The following is a 15,859-nucleotide window of genomic DNA, read 5'->3' as shown; positions in this document are numbered from 1 at the left end:
ATGTGGTTCACGTCACGGTCAATAGGTGGGAGTGAGTTTCTGTATGTGAACGAAGGGCGTAGTGTGTGCCCGAACAGGCACCCCTCGTTCTTCTTGGGTAAAAGGCGGGCACGACATGGCTCAGACCAGCGCAGACAGCACTCCCTCGACCGTGAAGTCGGCCGCGAGGGCGCTCGACCTGCTCGACGAGATCGCCGTGCGCGGCCCCGGGACGCAGCTCCAGCTCTCCTCGCGCATGGGCATCCCGAAGAGCTCACTGCACGCGCTCGTGCGCACGATGGTCGTCAAGGGCTGGCTCGAGACCGACCCCACCGGAACCGTCTACAAGCTGGGCATGCACTGCCTCGTCGCGAGCTCGGCCTACCTGGACGGGGACGCGATCCTCGCCCGCGCCGCCCCGATCCTCGACGAGGTCGCCGCGGCCACCCAGGAGACCGTGCACCTCGGCCGCCTCGACGGCGACCACGTCATCTACACCGGCAAGCGCGAGTCGGTGCACCCGCTGCGCATGCACTCCGCCGTCGGGCGTCGCCTGCCCGCCTACTCGACCGCGCTGGGCCGCGCGATCCTCGCGGAGATGCCCGTCGAGCAGCGCGCCGCGCTCGTGCCCACCGACATCAAGGCGATGACCCCGCACACCACCGTCACCAAGGACGAGGTGCTGGAGATCATCGACACCGCCGCGGTGCAGGGCTACGCCACGGAGTCCGAGGAGTCCTGCCTCGGCGTGCGCTGCTTCGGCGTGACGCTCCCCTTCACCCGCCACGCCACGGACGCCATGAGCGTCTCCGTGCCGATCAGCCGGCTCGGCGACGGCCGGCAGGACATGATCATCGAGACCCTGCTCGCCGCCCGCGCGAAGCTCGCCGCCACCGCCGACTGGTCCGCCTCGGTCTGAGGCTCAGCTCCGCGGCTGGTCCCCCAGGGCGTCGCGCAGCGTGCGCAGCGCGCTCTCCAGGGCGGCCTGCTGGTCGTCGTCCAGCGCCGCCAGCAGGTCCCGGACGTCGGCGACGTGACCGGGCAGCGCGTCGAGCAGGGTCCGCGTGCCGGCGTCCGTGATCTCCGCCAGCACCGAGCGGCGGTCGGCCTCGCTGCGCACCCGCCGCACGAGGCCGTCGCGCTCGAGCCGGTCGATCATCCGGGTCACACCACCGGTGGTGACGGCGAGCTCGCGGCCCAGCGCGGAGAGCGGCTTGGCGCCGCCGCTGCGGTGCAGCCGGACCAGCACCTCGTAGGTCGAGGCGGTGATGTCGCTGTCACGACGCAGCTGGGCGTCGACCCGGGTCGCGAGACCGGCCGCCACCTCCAGCAGCAGCCCCACCCGGGTCACGGCCTCGTCCGTCACGGGCGCGTCCACCACCGGGTCGGTCTCGCTCACGCGACCCAGCGTCTCATCCGCGGCGTCCCTCGCGATGCTCAGGCCGCGCGGCGCCGCAGCAGCGCGACCCCGGCGGGCACCAGCGACACGGCCACGAGGCCGAGGGTCACGAGGTCGACGTGGTCGGCCACGAACCGCACCTCACCGAGGTACCAGCCGGCGGCCAGGAGCAGCACGACCCAGAGCAGGCCGCCGAGCACGTTGTAGACCGTGAACCGGCGCCGCGGCATCGCGAGGGCACCGGCGACGACCGGGGTGAAGGTGCGCACGAGCGGCACGAAGCGGGCCAGGACGACGGCCTTGTGCCCGTGCTCGAGGAAGAAGCGGTGGGCGGCGTCGATGTGGTGCCCCGAGAGCCACCGCGGCCGGTGGCCGCCGTCCTCGCGGGAGACCAGCAGCCGGCTCCCCCACCGCTGCCCGATGAGGTAGCCGACCTGGTCGCCCAGCGCCGCCCCGAGCCACGCAGCGCCGGCGAAGACCCAGATCGAGGCGCTGAGCACCCCGGACGAGGCGAGCACGGCCACGGCGAACAGCAGCGAGTCGCCCGGGAGGAAGAAGCCGACCAGCAGGCCCGTCTCGGCGAAGAGCACCGCGCCCACGAGCACCGGGGCCCAGAGACCGAGGGAGGCGAGCAGCGGGTCGAGGTAGGCCATCACACCTCCACGGTTTCCCGCCCCGCCTGCACCGAACCTGACCGCCGCTCCCCCGGCGGGGTGGGTTCGCGCTCAGGCCAGGCGGTGCCGCGTGGCGTGCATGAGGAGTGCGCCGAGCACCACCACGACGCCCGAGGCGACGAGCAGCGGCGTCACCCCGGCCGCGTCGAGGAGCAGGCCGCCGAGCGCGGTGCCCAGGGCGATGGCCAGCTGGAAGACGGCCACGTAGAGGCCGCCGGCGGACTCGATGCGGGTCGGCTCCGCCCGGGCGGTGAGCGTCTGGGTGGAGGTGGCGATGCCGCCGAAGCCGAGGCCCCAGACCGCCAGGGCGACCAGCGCGAGCGGGACCGAGCCCGTGCCCAGCGCCCCGGCCACGGCGAGCAGGACGACGGCGGCGCAGATGACGCCGGGCACCACCAGGAGCAGCAGCGGCAGGCGCCGGTCGATCACCACGCCGACGGCGGCGTTGCCGAACAGCCCGCCGGCGCCGTAGAGCACCAGCGCGAGCGCGACGAGGCCGGTGCTCATCCCGTCGACGGCGTCGATCGCGGGGCGGACGAAGGTGTAGCTGCCGAAGTGGCCGGCCACGAGCAGGCCGACGCCGGCCAGCCCGAGCAGCAGCACCGGGGAGCGCAGCGTGCCGAGCAGCGCCGCGGCGCCGGCCCCGGGCGAGGCGGGCACCGACGGCACCAGCACCGCGAGCGCCGCCAACGCCACGAGGCCGAGGGCGGCGACGCCCCAGAACACCGGGCGCCAGCCGGCGGCCGAGGAGAGCAGCGCACCGAGCGGCACCGAGAGGACGAGCGAGGCCGAGAGCCCCAGGTTGACGATCGACATGGCGCGGCCCAGCCGGGCGGCCGAGACCAGGCGGGCGCAGACGCCGATGGCCAGCGCCCAGCTGCCGGCGATGGCCGCGCCGAGCAGCAGGCGGGCGACGACCACCACGGCGTAGGCCGGCGCCACCGCGGTGAGGACGTTGGCGAGCACGGCCACGGCGAGCAGACCGAGCAGGAGGACGCGGCGGTCGGTCCGGGGGAACAGCAGGGTGATGCCCGGCCCGGCGAGCATGCCGACCAGGGCGGTGGCCGTGACCACCTGGCCGGCGACGCCCTCGGAGACGCCGAAGTCGTCGGCCATCGCGGGCAGCAGGCTCGCCGGCAGGAACTCGCTGGTGACGAGGCTGAAGATCGCCAGGGCCAGGGCGCCCACCGCCGCCCACTCCCGGGCACCGGGGGCGCCGGCCTCGCTCCTGGCCGCGCCCGTGGGCGTGCCGCCGGCGGTCTGGTCGGTGAGGCTCATCGTCCTGCTCTCGTCGCGGGGCCGGGCGACCCGGGACGGGCCGACCGCGTGCGACAACTGTCGGGCAGGCGCAGGTGTTCCCGGCGCGCGTCTCACCTGGTGCGCGCGCGGGCGTGGCCCCGTCGGCCGGCGTGCTCGTCCGGCCGACGGGGAGCGGGGGGCCGGCTCAGACCGACGCCGGGGCCGGCACCCGGACCGCCACGGTGGCGCCGAGCGCCGCGCTCTCCCGGGCGGCGTCGAGCACCGCGAGCACCCGGACGCCGTCGCGCGGGTCGACCGGCACCGGGCCCTCGCCGCGGACCGCGGCGCCCCAGTGCCGGTAGAACTCGGTGTAGCTGCCCTGGGCCGAGGGCACGGCGACGGTGCCGGCGTCCGTGGCCAGCAGGCCCCACGCGTGCTCGGGCTCGTAGCCCCAGGCGGCGGGGTCCTGCGTCGGGCGGCGCCCGGCGAAGATCGCGGTGGCCTGCACGTCCGTGCCGAGCTGGCGGTAGCTGCCTGCGCTGCCGTAGCAGCGCAGCTCGCGGCACTGGAGGTGGTTGAGCTTGGTCGACTCCAGCACCGAGACCGCGCCGCCCTCGTGCTCGAGGTGCAGCACGAACGAGGCGTCCGTGGGGCCCTCGTCGGTGACCGCGTCGTCCAGGTGCGCCGTGACCGTGCGCGCCGGGCCCAGCAGGTGCTGGGCCTGGTCGACCAGGTGCGAGCCGATGTCGCGCAGCAGCCCGCCGTGCGGACCGCCCTCGAGCGTGCCCGGGTCGTCGGCGTCGAACCGGCTGTGCAGCCGCCACGGCTCGCCGAACGCCCGGCGCTCCAGCAGCCCCTGGAGGGTCCGCACGTCGGCGTCCCAGCGGCGGTTGTGGAACACGGTGAGCAGGACGCCGGCGCGCTCGGCGGCGTCCACGAGGTCCTGCGCGTCGCGCGCGGTGGGGGCGAACGGCTTGTCGGCCACCACGGGGACGCCGGCGGCGACCGCCTCCAGCACCAGGCCGCGCCGGGTGGCGGGCGGGGTGGTGATCGTGACGGCGTCGACGCCGGCCTCGATCATCTCGGCCAGCGAGCCGTGCACCGGCACGCCGGGCCAGTCCCGCTGCACCTTGGCCACCGTCTCCGGTGCCCGCGCGACGACCCCGGCGAGCTCGACGCCGGGCGCGGCCGCGACGTAGGGGGTGTGGAAGTGCTGGCCGCCGGTGCCGTAGCCGACGACGCCGATGCGTGTGGTGGCGCTCACGTCGCTCACCGTGCCAGGTGGCGGGGGTAGACGCCACCGCGGATGTTGACCAGCCAGGGCAGCCCGTTGGGCGTGACGGCGAGCCGGATGGCCGCGCCGTCGCAGGTGTCCCAGTCCCGGCCGTTCCAGCGGTGCACGCCGTTACCCCCGTGCTTGCCGCCCTCGATGCCGGCGATCCAGACGTTGCCGTCGGCGCCGATCGCGACGTCGATGGCGCCGTGCGGGAGCCGGTGCCAGCGACCGCCGAGCCGGCGCCACAGCAGGCCGTCGGCGTCCGCGACCCAGGGCTCGCCGTCGGGGGCGACGGCGACGCGGATGCCGCCGCCGTCCACGACGGTCCAGGCTTCCTCCCCCGGGGCGCCGTCGAGCCGCATGATCTGCCGCCCGCCGGGCACCTCCTGCGTGCCGATCGCCCAGACGGTGCCGTCGGCGCCGACGCCGATGTCGGTGGCCGTGCCGGGCAGGGTCTCCCAGGCGCCGGCCGCGGTGCGGCGCAGGATGGTCCCGTCGCGCTGCACCAGGTAGGGGTGGCCGTCGGGGTCGGCGCTGACCGCGACGCCCTCCCCCTCCACCCGGACGAGGTCGAACCCGTCGAACGTGAAGAGCTCGTAGTTCTCGACCTCGGCCTCGCGGTGGCCGTAGCCCTCGGGCAGCTTCAGCACCCACACCGCGCCGTTGGCGGCGATGGCGATGTCGCGGGCGGGGTCGTTGGCGCGGGCGGAGTCGTGGATGCGGGTGAACTCGGGCGACTGCTGCTCGAACAGGTGCGACTGCTCGCCGCGCAGGTACCGCTCGGTGGTCTCGTAGAACATGGGGGTCCTCCGGAGGTCTCGGGCGCGCTCAGAGGCGCACGTGCTGGCGGAACAGACGGCCCAGGCCGTCGACGATCCAGGGCAGGCCGTCGTAGCCGGCGGAGATCCGCACGGCCTCGCCGTCGTGGCAGTCCCAGTCGGTGCCGTGGTAGTAGCGCCAGGGCCCGAAGCCGTGCCGGCGCTGGTCGCGGCCGACGATCCAGACGTTGCCGTCGGGGGCGATGTCGATGTCGCTGGCGGGCTCGTGCGGCATCAGCTGCCAGCCGCCCGGCACGCGCCGGTACATGGAGCCGTCGTGGTCGACGACCCAGGGCAGCCCGTCGGCCATCGCGGCCACGGCCAGCGGGTCCGAGGGCGCGATGCCCTCGTGGGGCAGGTGGTAGTCGTCGTCGTCCGCGGGCACCCACGGCACGTCGAAGGGGTAGCGGACGTCGGCGGGGCTGTCGTGGTCGTCGAGCCAGTCGGCCCCCTTGCGCCGGAAGACGCCCGAGGTGCCGGGGCCCTCCCCCTTGGTCACGACCCAGACGCCGCCGTCCAGGCCGATGCTGACGTCGAGCACCGGGCCGGGGGTCTCCACCGGCGCCCAGCCGCCGTCGACCGGCTCGTGCAGCACGCCGCCGGCGTCCACCAGCCAGGCCTCGCCGCGCGGCGCGGCCTCGACGTGCCGGGCGGTGACGGGCTGCTCGTGCCAGCGCCGGCCGTCCCAGCGGTGCACGGTGCCCTCGTCGTTGCCCGAGGTGTCGTGCAGGGCGACGCCCCACACGGTGCCGTTGACGGCCACGCCGACGTCGCCCAGGGCGGGCGCCTCGACCTGCTGCCACTCGAAGATCTCCGGTCGGATGCCGGTCACGTACTGCATGTCTCTCCTTCTCGGCCGCGGGTCGCGGCCGGGGGTAGTCCGGGGATGGGCGGGCGGGAGAGCCCGAGAGGACGGGTGCGGTCAGCCCTTGACCGCGCCCTGGGTGAGCCCGCTGATGACGAAGCGCTGCATGAACGCGTAGAGCAGCACCGGGGGCGTCGAGACGATGACGGCGCCGGCGGCGAGCAGCGGGATGTTGACCGAGTACTCCCCGACGAAGGCGCCGAGGCCGGCCGGGGCGGTGCGGGACGAGGGGTCCTGGAGCATGATCAGGGCGATCAGGAACTCGTTCCACGACCACAGGAACTGCAGCACCAGCAGCGTCGCGATCGAGGGCAGCGAGACCGGCAGCATGATGCTGCGCAGGATGCGCCAGGTGCTCGCGCCGTCGACCCGGGCCGCCTCGAGGATGCCGCTGGGCACCGCGGCGAACGCGACCCGCATCCAGAAGATGCCGAAGGAGCTGTAGAGCGCGGCCTCCGGCAGCACCACCGACCACGCGCTGTTGGTGAGCCCGAAGGCCCGCAGGTTGTAGAACAGCGGCAGCACCATGCCCTCGAAGGGCAGCACCAGGCCGATCAGCAGCAGCACGAACAGCGGCTTCTTGAACCGGAACTCCATCGTGGCGAAGGCGTAGCCGGCCAGGATCGAGACCGTGGTGCCGAGCAGCGCCACGCTCACCGCGATCTTCAGCGAGTTGGTCAGCAGCGGCCCGAAGACGCCCTGCCGGAACGCCTCGGCGTAGTTGCCCCACTGCGGGTCCGAGGGCCACGAGAGCCCGCTGACCTGTGCGTCCTGCGGCTGCAGGGAGACCGCCACGATCGCGTACAGCGGCAGCAGCACCCAGATCGCGGCCAGCCCGAGCAGCGCGTAGGTGGTCCAGGCGCCGCGGGCCTGCGCGGCGGTGGGTCGGCGGGCGCGCTCGCCGCTCGGGGGCGGGTCGCCCGCGTCGCCGGAGCCCTCGCGGGCGCGGTAGGGGGCGCGGCCCCGGGTGGTGCTCGTGGTCGTGCTCATCAGGCCTCCTCGGTGCTGACCAGGCGGCGCGCTGCCACGGCCACCGCGACGATCACCGCGGTGAGGACCACCGCGACGGCGGCCGCGAGGCCGACCCGCCCCTCGACGAAGGCGAGCTGGTAGATGAGCAGCGCGGGGACCTGGGTGGCGCGGCCGGGGCCGCCGCCGGTGGTCACGTACACGACGTCGAAGCTGCGCAGGCCGCCGATGGCGGTCACGGTCAGCGCGATGGCGATCTGCGGACGCAGCGCCGGCACGGTCACGTTGAAGAACTCGCGCACCGGCCCCGCCCCGTCCACCCGGGCGGCGTCGTAGAGCGTCTCGTCGATGCCGGCGATGCCGGCGACGAACAGGACGATGCAGAAGCCGAAGACCACCCAGATGCCGACCAGCCCGACGGCGGGCAGCGCGAAGGTGAAGTCACCGAGCCAGGCCCGGGTGACCCCGTCGAGCCCGACGGCGCGCAGCAGCTGGTTGACCACGCCGTCGTCGGCGTACATCCAGCGCCACGCGACGCCGGAGACGACGAGCGTGATGATCTGCGGCAGGAACAGGACCGTGCGGAAGAACGGCATCCCCGGCAGGCGGCGCCGCGAGAGCAGCGCCGCCATCACGAGGCCCAGCGACACCGGGAGCACGGAGTAGAAGAGCATCAGCAGCAGGGCGTGGGCGACGGCGGCCCGGACGTCGGGGTCGCCGATGGCCCGCGTGTAGTTCTCCAGCCCCACCCACTCCGGGGCGGTCAGGCCGTCCCAGTCGTTGAAGGAGTAGAAGACCGTCTGGGCCAGCGGCAGCGCCACGAAGACGACCAGGAGGACCGTGGCCGGCAGCACGTAGAGGTAGGGGACGAGGCTGCGTCCGCCGCCGTGCTGCCGGCGACGGCCGGGTGCCTGCTGCGCGATGCTCATCGGTCGGCCTGGAACTCGTCCCAGTCGCCCTGGACGTCCTCGAGGAGGGCGTCCACCCCCAGCCGGCCCGCGTACAGCTCCTGGAGGTCGGGGTTGAGCGTGGTCGCCATGGACGTGGTGGCCCAGTCCGACCACAGGGTGAGCCCGTCGGCCTCGACGACGGAGTTCCACACGTTCAGGACGTCCTCCTTCACCGAGCCGGCCTCGACGCTTACGGAGTCGGCGTCGACGATCGGCAGCCAGCCGCCGTCCGCGAGGGTCTGCGCGGCCTCGTCCCCCGAGAGGAAGTCCAGGAAGCTGGCCGCCACGTTGGGGTTCTCCGACTTCGAGGAGAGGCACCAGGGCTGCGAGGTGGCACCGCTGGCGCGCGGGTCGCCGCCCGCGGTGGCGGCGGGGAGGGCGAAGAAGCCGACGTCCTCGCCCATGGCGGCCGCCACGTCGCCGGCGTACCAGTTGCCCTGGATCATGAAGTCGCCCTGGCCCTGGGCGAACTTGGCGACGCCGTCGCCGCGGGAGGTGCCGGCGGCGTCGGAGTACATCAGCCCCTGCTCGGCCCAGCGCTGCGCGGCGGTGGTGGCCTCGGTGACCTCGTCGGAGACGACGGTCGCGCCGTCCTCGCCGTAGATCCAGTCCCGCTTGGCCGAGGCGTCCTGGTAGGAGGTGCGCAGGCCCTCCCAGACCTTCTGGCCGGCGTCGCCGTCCTGGTTGCCGAGCATGAGCGGCACGTCGCCGGCAGCCTTCGCCTCCTTCAGGGCCGCCTCGAGGTCGTCGACGGTCTCGATGGTGGAGACGTCGATCCCGAGCGCCTCGACGGCGGGCCGGTTGTAGTAGACGCCGAGCAGGTTGCCGGCGACCGGCAGGCCGTAGAGGGTGCCGGCGCCGAAGGAGCTGCCCTCGTCGTCCATGCGGGACTGGTCGAGGAAGCCGGACGGGATGCGGTCGCCCCAGCCGTAGAGGTCGGCGTAGTCGTCGAGCGGCAGGACCAGGTTCGCGTCCACCAGCGGGCCCATCTGCGTGTAGCCCTGGCCGCACTCGGTGATGTCGGGGGCGTCGTCACCCGACATGACCAGCTTGAACGACTTGGAGTAGCTGTCGTTGTCGGAGTAGTCGAGCTCGATGCTCACGTTCGGGTGCTCGGCCTCGTAGGCGTCGATCACGTTCTGCAGGGCGGTCTGGAGCTCGCCGGTCTGGACGGTCCAGAGCTTCAGGGTCACGTCCTCGGTCGGCAGCTCCGTGGAGGCCTCGACCGGGGCGTCCGCGGTGGAGGACCCGCCGATGCCGGCACAGCCGGAGAGGGTCGCCGCGACGGCGAGGGAGGCGACCGCCAGGAGGGCGGGCGTGCGTCGTCCGCGGCGCGGGCGGGAGCCCGCTGCGACGGCGGAGCGGTGAGACGTCAGTGTCACGATCTTCTCCGGTTCCTGCGCTTTTCAAGCGCTTGAAATTCTGTGAATGAAGAACGGGGCCGGCACCCGTGATGGCGATCACTATGACCGCGCTCACATCGGAAGGTCAAGCGCTTCAGTAGAAAAAACCGCCGTCGCGACGCTGTCCGTCAGTCGTCGGACGCCGGCGGCGCGGTCGACCCGCGGACCACCAGCTGGGCCTCCAGCACGACCGTCACCGGCTCGCGGTCGGGGTCGTCGAGCCGCGACTGCGCGGCCCGCAGCGCGGCGTCCGCCTGGGGCTTCGAGGGCTGGCTCAGCGTGGTGAGCCCGACCGGCCCGCGGTGGTCCAGGGGGCTGTCGTCGTAGCCCACCACCGACATCTGCCCGGGCACCTCGACACCGCGGGAGGCCAGCAGCTCCAGCACGGCCAGCGCGGTGTCGTCGTCGCTGGTCACGATGCCTGTCGGGCGGTCCTCGGCCTCCAGCAGCGAGTCCACCGCGCCCCACAGGCTGCGGCGGTCCTGCGGGCTCTGCACGACCACCGCGTGCTCACCCAGGCCGGCCGCCGACATGCCGTCCAGGTAGCCGGCCCGGCGCTCGGTGCGGGCGGGTCCCACACCGGCGTCCAGGTAGGCGACGCGGCGGTGACCGAGCCCCGCGAGGTGCGCGACGGCGGCGGCCATCCCGGCCCGGTCGTCGACCTTCACCACGTCGATGCCGGGCGCCTGGACCGCGCGGCCGATGAGCACCACCGGCACGACCTCGCTCAGCGTCACCAGGTCCGCGTCCTTGCTGTGCGGCCCCACGAGCACCAGCGCGTTGCAGCGCGAGTCGACCAGCGTCTCGGCCGCGCGCTTCTCGCTGCGCACCCGGGTCGAGGCGCTCAGCACCAGCTCGCACGGGTGGTCCTCGGCGGCGCTGTAGAGCGCCTCCACGAGGGCGGCGTGGAAGTGGTCGCCCAGCGCGGTGACGACGCCGACGGTGTCGGCGCGCGAGCGGGCCAGCACCTGGGCGGCCCGGTCGGGGCGGTAGCCGAGCTCGGCGGCGGCGGCACGGACCCGGTCCTTGGTGGCCGTGCTCGGGCCGGGCGCGTCGCGCAGCGCCAGCGAGACCGTGGAGGCCGACATGCCGAGGTGCTTGGCCACGTCCTCGAGCGTGGGGCGGCGGCGACCGCCTCCCCCCTCCCCCGGCGCGGGCGCGCCGTCGGCGCGGACGCGGCGCTGGTTCCCGGAGGGCATGGGGTCAATCTAGGGCCCGTCGGCCACAGGCGTCGCCCAGGTGCCCCTGACCGTGCCGCTGGGCCTGCCGGCCCGGCGGCGGTTCAGGCGGCCTGCCGCGCCTCGCTGAGCTTGCGGGTCACCCGCAGCAGGCGGATCGCGGTGACCAGGCCGACCCCGCCGACCACGTTGCCCACCGCCGCCCAGGCGAAGACCACGAGCGCGTCGAGCGCCGTGACATCGGCCCCGGCCATCATCGCGCCGAGCACGAAGAGGGTGTCGAGGATGCAGTGGAACAGCTCGGCCCCCACGAGCAGCGGGCCGAACAGCACGGCCGGCACCAGCTGCACACCGGTGCTCTCGGTGGCCATCTGCATGCGGGTCAGCAGCGTGATGACGGCGCCGGCGAGCACCGCGAGCGCGAAGCTGCGCAGGCCGACGCCGAGCTCGGCGTAGTGCAGCCCGGTCTCGCTCAGGGCACCGCCCAGGTCGGGCCTGGCGGTGACCAGCAGCCACATGATCAGCCCGCCGCCGACGATGTTGGTGACCGCCGTGACGCCCCACAGCCGCAGCAGCTGGACCGGCGTCCCCTGCTTGGCGGCGACGGAGGTGACGGGCACGAGGAAGTTCTCGGTGAAGAGCTCGCTGCGGGCCAGCAGCAGGGCCACGAAGCCGATCGAGAAGGCGAGCGAGGCCAGCAGCGCGTCGCCGGTCTCGTGCTTGACCACGAGGTAGGCCAGGATGCCGAAGCCGATGTCGATGCCGCCGATGAGCCCGGTGGCGACCAGCGAGAGCAGGGGCCGCTCGAGGCGCTGGCGCCCCTCGTCCACGATGCGGTCGAACGGCTCGGCGACCTCGGGCTCGTGGCCGCCGGTCAGGTGGTGCTGCGTGCTCATCGCAGCAGCCTAGGAGCGGGCCCCTCACCCGGCCGGGACACAGGCGCCCACCGGTGGACACCCCCTCCTGTGACCTGAGACACTGAGGCCCTTGTGGCACGTGCCATGCCGCCGCACCTCGACGAGGAGGACCTCGATGACCCTGGCCCCGGACGCACCGTCGACCGACGCCCCGCTGGACTACGACCCCTTCACCCCGGAGTTCAAGGCCGACCCGTTCCCGGTCTACGAGCGGATGCGCGAGGAGCAGCCGGTCTTCCGCAGCGAGAAGTGGGGCTGGTACGCGCTCTCGCGGTTCGAGGACGTGCGCAACGCGGCCCTCGACCCGGCCACGTTCCCCTCCTACGAGGGCATCGACATCGACGACACCGCGACCGACCAGGCGGGCCCCGGCTTCCTGCCCGACCTCGACAACCCGCGGCACGACAAGATCCGCGCGATCGTCCAGCCCTTCTTCCTCCCCCGCCGCATCGCCGAGCGGGAGGACGCCATCCGCGCCGTCGTCCGCGAGCACATCGCGCCCTGGCGCGACCGCGGGCACGTCGACCTCGCCCAGGAGCTGGCCTGGCCGACCCCGAACGACGTCTTCTTCGCCGTGCTCGGCCTGCCCGGCCGCAGCGAAGACCCCGAGACCCGGGCCCGGCTCGACGTGTGGGTCCACCAGCTCAAGGACCGCAAGCCCGGCGACCCGCGCCTCACCGACGTCGCGCGCGCCGCCACCGAGGGCATCCGCGACTACTTCGTCGACCTGCTCAACGACCGCCGCGTGAACCCCCGCGACGACGTGGTCACCCACCTCGTGCAGGCCGAGGTCGACGGCCGTCCGTTCGCGGACGAGGACGTCACCCCCGCCTCCGAGGTGCTCGGCCTGATGATGGTGCTGTTCCTGGGCGGCGTGGAGTCCACCGCCGGCCTCATCGCCACCACCTTCAAGCTGCTGGCCGAGAACCCCGAGCAGCGCGAGCTCGTGCTGGCCGACCCCTCGCTCATCCCCTCCGCGGTGGACGAGGCGGTGCGCTGGAACACCCCGCTCCAGCTGGTCGGCCGCACCGCCGCGAAGGAGGTCGAGCTGCACGGCACGACCATCCCCGAGGGCGGCCGCGTCGTCCTCGTCTACGGCGCCGCCAACCGCGACCCGCGCCGCTTCGAGGCCCCCGACGAGTACCGCGTGACGCGCGGACGCTTCAACCACCTCGGCTTCGGCGAGGGCCTGCACGGCTGCCTCGGCCGCCCGCTGGCGCTGCTCGAGACGCAGATCGCGCTCGAGGAGGCCCTGCCGATCCTCGGCCGCTACGAGATCGACGGCGAGGCCGAGATCTACCGCAGCACCCCGAACATGCACGTGTGGTGGCACCTGCCGCTGCGCTTCACCCCGCCCGAGCAGCGCGGCGAGTCCGGCGAGGCCATCTCGCGGCTGACCGGCGAGACGATGACCGAGGCGGTCGTCGAGGCCAAGACGCTGGACGGCGACGGGGTGGCCACCCTCGTCCTGAGGCCCACCTCGGGCCTGCCGTTCCCGTCCTGGCAGCCCGGCGCGCACGTGGACCTGGCGATCCCGGGCGTCCGCACCCGGCAGTACTCGCTCTCCGGCGACCCGGCCGACTGCTCGACCTACCGGCTCGGCGTGCTGCGCGAGCCGGCCAGTCGCGGTACCTCCGAGCACGTGCACGCGGCCCTGGCCGCCGGCGACGTCGTCCGCGTGGTCGGGCCCCGCAACCACTTCCGCCTGGTCGAGGCCGAGCGGTACGTGTTCGTGGCCGGCGGCATCGGCATCACGCCGATCCTGCCGATGATCCGCGAGGCGCAGGCGCGTGGTGCCGACTGGCACCTCACCTACGGCGGCCGCTCCCGCTCCTCGATGGCGTTCCTCGACGAGCTCGCCGCCCACGGCGAGAACGTGACCATCGCCCCGCAGGACGAGACGGGCCTGCTGGACCTGCCCGGCATCCTGGGCGAGCCTGCCGAGGGCACGGCCGTCTACTGCTGCGGCCCCGGCCCGCTGCTGGACGCGATCGAGGCCGCCACCGCGGCCTGGCCGCGCGGAGCGCTGCACACCGAGCGGTTCGCCGCGAAGCCGCTGACCGAGCCCGTCCGCTCCGACGCGTTCGAGGTGGAGCTGCGGGCCAGCGGTCGTACCGTCACCGTGAACCCGGGCGAGACCGTGCTCGACGTCGTGGCTGCTGCCGGCGTCCCGACCGTCTCCTCCTGCCAGGAGGGCACCTGCGGCACCTGCGAGGTCACCGTGCTCGAGGGCACCCCCGACCACCGGGACTCCGTGCTCGACCAGACCGAGCGCGACGCGAACGACTGCATGATGATCTGCGTCTCCCGCTCCTGCACCTCGAAGCTGGTCCTCGACCTCTGAGGCCGTCGCCCTGCCTGCGCCGGTGGTCACAAGCGAACAGGCCCCGCACCCAGTGGGTGCGGGGCCTGTCCTTTTCTTCGCCGGACCGGGGAGCCCTTCCTAGTCCGCCGTCAGGGTGAACGCCTCGCGGAAGCGCTCGAGTGCCACCGTGGAGTCACCGGAGGCGAACGCCTCCATGCCCACGACGCCGCGGTAGCCGGCGTCGTGGAGGGCCGCCGCGACGGCCGGGTAGCGGATCTCGCCCGTGAACGGCTCGCACCGTCCGGGCACGTCGGCGACCTGCACCTCACCGAGGTACGGGGCGCTCTCGCGCACGCGCTCGATGAGGTTCCCCTCGCCGATCTGCGCGTGGTAGAGGTCCAGGTTCATCCGCAGGTGCGGGGAGTCGACCGCCGCCACGAGGGCGTGGGTGTCCTCGGCCAGCGCGAACGGCGTGCCGGGGTGGTCGACGGGCAGGTTGAGGTTCTCCAGGCAGAAGACCACGCCCTCGCGCTCGCCGAGGGCGGCGATCCGGGCCAGCGTCTTCTCGGCGGCCATCCACATGGCGCCGGTGACGTGCTCGATCGGCTTGATCGGCAGGCCCTTGTCGTCCAGGCCCGTGCCGTGGAGGTTGAGGTTCGGGACGCCGGTGCGCGCGCCGAGCCGGCGGGCTGCCGCGATGGACTCCTCGGCGGTCTTCAGCAGCGCGTCGGCACCGTCGGGGTCGATGAGGTCGCCCTCCACGTAGCCGGTCATGGAGGTGAACCGGGCCTCGGTGGCGGCCAGGGCGTCGAGGTCCTTGCCGGGCCAGCCCCAGATCTCCACGGCCAGGCCGAAGTCACGGATCTTCTCGACCCGCTCGAGGAACGGCAGGTCGGTGAAGACCATCTCGGCGCAGGCGGCGAGGACGAAGCCCTCGCCGTGCTCGGCGGACGTCATCAGCCCCACCGCTTCACGTGCTTGTCGATCTCGCTGCGCATGAAGCGGGTCGACTCCTCGCGGCGGTCCTCCCAGGCGAAGACGCAGGAGGTGAGGATCGCGTCGTCGTCCTGCGCGAAGCCCATCGTGCCGAGCTTGGCGAAGAACGCGTCGAAGTCGACCTCGCCCTGCCCCATGTCGAGGTGCTGGTGCACGCGCACGGAGTTGCCGGGCGGGTTGGTGATGTAGCGCAGGCCGGACGACGCGGTGTGGTCGAAGCAGTCGGCCAGGTGCACGTGGGTCAGCAGGTCGCCCGCGTACTCCATGATGTCCACCATCTCCTCCGCGGTGTGCGCGCCGTGGTGGAACGTGTGCGGCGTGCAGTAGAGGTAGGAGACGAGGTTCGAGTTGATCCCGCGGATCATGTCGATCGAGGTCTTCGCGTCCTCGACGAAGTCGTCGGGGTGCGGCTCCAGGCGCAGGCGCACGCCCTCGCGCTCGAAGACCGGCAGGAGCTCCTCCATCGAGCGCCAGAACTGACCCTCGCTGGTCTCCGCGTCCTCCGGGCGACCGTTGAACTCCGAGTTCATGATGTCGCAGTCCAGCTCGACGGTCAGCTCGATCGCCCGCTTCCAGTAGCGGACGGCGGCCTGGCGCTGGATCTCGTCCGGGCCCGCCCAGCGGTACAGCGGCAGGTGGCAGGCCAGCTTCACGCCGGCGGCGTCCAGGGCCTTCTTGAAGCCCTTCACCGTGTCGTCGTTCGCGCGGGCGTGCAGGAAGAACGGGGTGAAGTCCTCACGGGGGGACAGCTCGATGTACTCGAAACCCAGGTCGGCGACGACGCCGGGCAGCTGCGTCAGCGGGACCTCGCGGAACATGTAGGGGTCGAGGGCGATCTTCATGGGGGTGCAGTCCTTCGCGTCGGTGCGGGGAGGGCGGGCGGGGACGGGC

Annotated in this window: 15 protein-coding genes; 2 read left to right on the top strand and 13 right to left on the bottom strand. The window is 73.4% G+C overall.

Going from position 1 to position 15,859, the window contains the following annotated elements; translation table 11 throughout:
* Positions 1 to 115: 115 nt before the first annotated feature.
* Positions 116 to 898 carry an IclR family transcriptional regulator gene (locus tag M8316_RS03625; RefSeq protein ID WP_250052111.1) on the top strand — a complete coding sequence of 261 codons (783 nt, stop codon included), beginning with the start codon at positions 116 to 118 and terminating at the stop codon, positions 896 to 898.
* 3 nt (positions 899 to 901) lie between these two features.
* Here the strand turns inward: M8316_RS03625 and M8316_RS03620 are convergent, their stop codons facing one another.
* The 11 genes from M8316_RS03620 to M8316_RS03570 form a co-directional block, all read right to left on the bottom strand.
* Entirely contained in the window at positions 902 to 1,378 is a 477-nt protein-coding gene (locus M8316_RS03620; RefSeq protein ID WP_250052110.1) for a MarR family winged helix-turn-helix transcriptional regulator, read from the bottom strand.
* 38 nt (positions 1,379 to 1,416) lie between these two features.
* Positions 1,417 to 2,031: a DedA family protein gene (locus M8316_RS03615; RefSeq protein WP_250052109.1), complete on the bottom strand. Its 615-nt coding sequence runs from the start codon at positions 2,029 to 2,031 to the stop codon at positions 1,417 to 1,419.
* 72 nt (positions 2,032 to 2,103) lie between these two features.
* Complete coding sequence (locus M8316_RS03610) at positions 2,104 to 3,330, bottom strand: MFS transporter (RefSeq protein WP_250052108.1); 1,227 nt, start codon at positions 3,328 to 3,330, stop codon at positions 2,104 to 2,106.
* 166 nt (positions 3,331 to 3,496) lie between these two features.
* The gene (locus M8316_RS03605) at positions 3,497 to 4,555 is read right to left on the bottom strand and encodes a Gfo/Idh/MocA family protein (protein ID WP_250052106.1); all 1,059 of its coding nucleotides are present in this window, start codon (positions 4,553 to 4,555) and stop codon (positions 3,497 to 3,499) included.
* 5 nt (positions 4,556 to 4,560) lie between these two features.
* Positions 4,561 to 5,367, bottom strand: coding sequence for a tectonin domain-containing protein (locus M8316_RS03600; RefSeq protein WP_250052104.1), 807 nt, complete (start codon positions 5,365 to 5,367; stop codon positions 4,561 to 4,563).
* A gap of 28 nt (positions 5,368 to 5,395) precedes the next feature.
* Positions 5,396 to 6,226 carry a hypothetical protein gene (locus tag M8316_RS03595; protein ID WP_250052102.1) on the bottom strand — a complete coding sequence of 277 codons (831 nt, stop codon included), beginning with the start codon at positions 6,224 to 6,226 and terminating at the stop codon, positions 5,396 to 5,398.
* An 81-nt stretch (positions 6,227 to 6,307) separates the two neighbouring features.
* Complete coding sequence (locus M8316_RS03590; RefSeq protein ID WP_250052100.1) at positions 6,308 to 7,240, bottom strand: carbohydrate ABC transporter permease; 933 nt, start codon at positions 7,238 to 7,240, stop codon at positions 6,308 to 6,310.
* Positions 7,240 to 8,148 carry a carbohydrate ABC transporter permease gene (locus M8316_RS03585; protein WP_250052097.1) on the bottom strand — a complete coding sequence of 303 codons (909 nt, stop codon included), beginning with the start codon at positions 8,146 to 8,148 and terminating at the stop codon, positions 7,240 to 7,242. Before M8316_RS03585 ends, M8316_RS03590 begins: the two co-directional genes overlap by 1 nt.
* Positions 8,145 to 9,551 (bottom strand): extracellular solute-binding protein, encoded by a 1,407-nt coding sequence (locus M8316_RS03580; protein ID WP_250052095.1) that lies wholly within the window; start codon positions 9,549 to 9,551, stop codon positions 8,145 to 8,147. The genes M8316_RS03585 and M8316_RS03580 overlap by 4 nt, the downstream gene beginning before the upstream one ends.
* A gap of 149 nt (positions 9,552 to 9,700) precedes the next feature.
* Complete coding sequence (locus tag M8316_RS03575) at positions 9,701 to 10,771, bottom strand: LacI family DNA-binding transcriptional regulator (RefSeq protein WP_250052093.1); 1,071 nt, start codon at positions 10,769 to 10,771, stop codon at positions 9,701 to 9,703.
* A gap of 83 nt (positions 10,772 to 10,854) precedes the next feature.
* Positions 10,855 to 11,646 carry a formate/nitrite transporter family protein gene (locus M8316_RS03570; protein WP_250052091.1) on the bottom strand — a complete coding sequence of 264 codons (792 nt, stop codon included), beginning with the start codon at positions 11,644 to 11,646 and terminating at the stop codon, positions 10,855 to 10,857.
* 136 nt (positions 11,647 to 11,782) lie between these two features.
* Here M8316_RS03570 and M8316_RS03565 point away from each other — a divergent pair, with 136 nt between their 5' ends.
* Positions 11,783 to 14,011 (top strand): cytochrome P450, encoded by a 2,229-nt coding sequence (locus tag M8316_RS03565; protein ID WP_250052089.1) that lies wholly within the window; start codon positions 11,783 to 11,785, stop codon positions 14,009 to 14,011.
* A 99-nt stretch (positions 14,012 to 14,110) separates the two neighbouring features.
* On the opposite strand, the gene M8316_RS03560 is transcribed toward M8316_RS03565, so the two are convergent.
* Together M8316_RS03560 and M8316_RS03555 are read right to left on the bottom strand one after the other, a co-directional pair.
* On the bottom strand, positions 14,111 to 14,929 hold the full coding sequence (locus tag M8316_RS03560) for a TIM barrel protein (RefSeq protein ID WP_250052087.1): 819 nt from the start codon (positions 14,927 to 14,929) through the stop codon (positions 14,111 to 14,113).
* Positions 14,929 to 15,810, bottom strand: a complete 882-nt coding sequence (locus M8316_RS03555; RefSeq protein WP_250052085.1) for a sugar phosphate isomerase/epimerase family protein — start codon at positions 15,808 to 15,810, stop codon at positions 14,929 to 14,931. The genes M8316_RS03560 and M8316_RS03555 overlap by 1 nt, the downstream gene beginning before the upstream one ends.
* Positions 15,811 to 15,859 lie beyond the last annotated feature (49 nt).

It is taken from the genome of Nocardioides bruguierae (genome assembly GCF_023554635.1).
In the GTDB taxonomy this organism is placed as follows: domain Bacteria; phylum Actinomycetota; class Actinomycetes; order Propionibacteriales; family Nocardioidaceae; genus Nocardioides; species Nocardioides bruguierae.
The sequence above is the reverse complement of the archived record's forward strand: the minus strand, read 5'-3'. Positions and strand labels throughout refer to the sequence as shown.

Excerpts from the sequence above, each read along its gene's own strand:
- M8316_RS03585 (WP_250052097.1), bottom strand. The coding sequence starts at position 8,148 with ATGAGCATCGCGCAGCAGGCACCCGGCCGTCGCCGGCAGCACGGCGGC.
- M8316_RS03595 (WP_250052102.1), bottom strand. The coding sequence starts at position 6,226 with ATGCAGTACGTGACCGGCATCCGACCGGAGATCTTCGAGTGGCAGCAG.
- M8316_RS03565 (WP_250052089.1), top strand. The coding sequence starts at position 11,783 with ATGACCCTGGCCCCGGACGCACCGTCGACCGACGCCCCGCTGGACTAC.
- M8316_RS03575 (WP_250052093.1), bottom strand. The coding sequence starts at position 10,771 with ATGCCCTCCGGGAACCAGCGCCGCGTCCGCGCCGACGGCGCGCCCGCG.
- M8316_RS03570 (WP_250052091.1), bottom strand. The coding sequence starts at position 11,646 with ATGAGCACGCAGCACCACCTGACCGGCGGCCACGAGCCCGAGGTCGCC.
- M8316_RS03610 (WP_250052108.1), bottom strand. The coding sequence starts at position 3,330 with ATGAGCCTCACCGACCAGACCGCCGGCGGCACGCCCACGGGCGCGGCC.
- M8316_RS03555 (WP_250052085.1), bottom strand. The coding sequence starts at position 15,810 with ATGAAGATCGCCCTCGACCCCTACATGTTCCGCGAGGTCCCGCTGACG.
- M8316_RS03560 (WP_250052087.1), bottom strand. The coding sequence starts at position 14,929 with ATGACGTCCGCCGAGCACGGCGAGGGCTTCGTCCTCGCCGCCTGCGCC.
- M8316_RS03625 (WP_250052111.1), top strand. The coding sequence starts at position 116 with ATGGCTCAGACCAGCGCAGACAGCACTCCCTCGACCGTGAAGTCGGCC.
- M8316_RS03615 (WP_250052109.1), bottom strand. The coding sequence starts at position 2,031 with ATGGCCTACCTCGACCCGCTGCTCGCCTCCCTCGGTCTCTGGGCCCCG.
- M8316_RS03600 (WP_250052104.1), bottom strand. The coding sequence starts at position 5,367 with ATGTTCTACGAGACCACCGAGCGGTACCTGCGCGGCGAGCAGTCGCAC.
- M8316_RS03590 (WP_250052100.1), bottom strand. The coding sequence starts at position 7,240 with ATGAGCACGACCACGAGCACCACCCGGGGCCGCGCCCCCTACCGCGCC.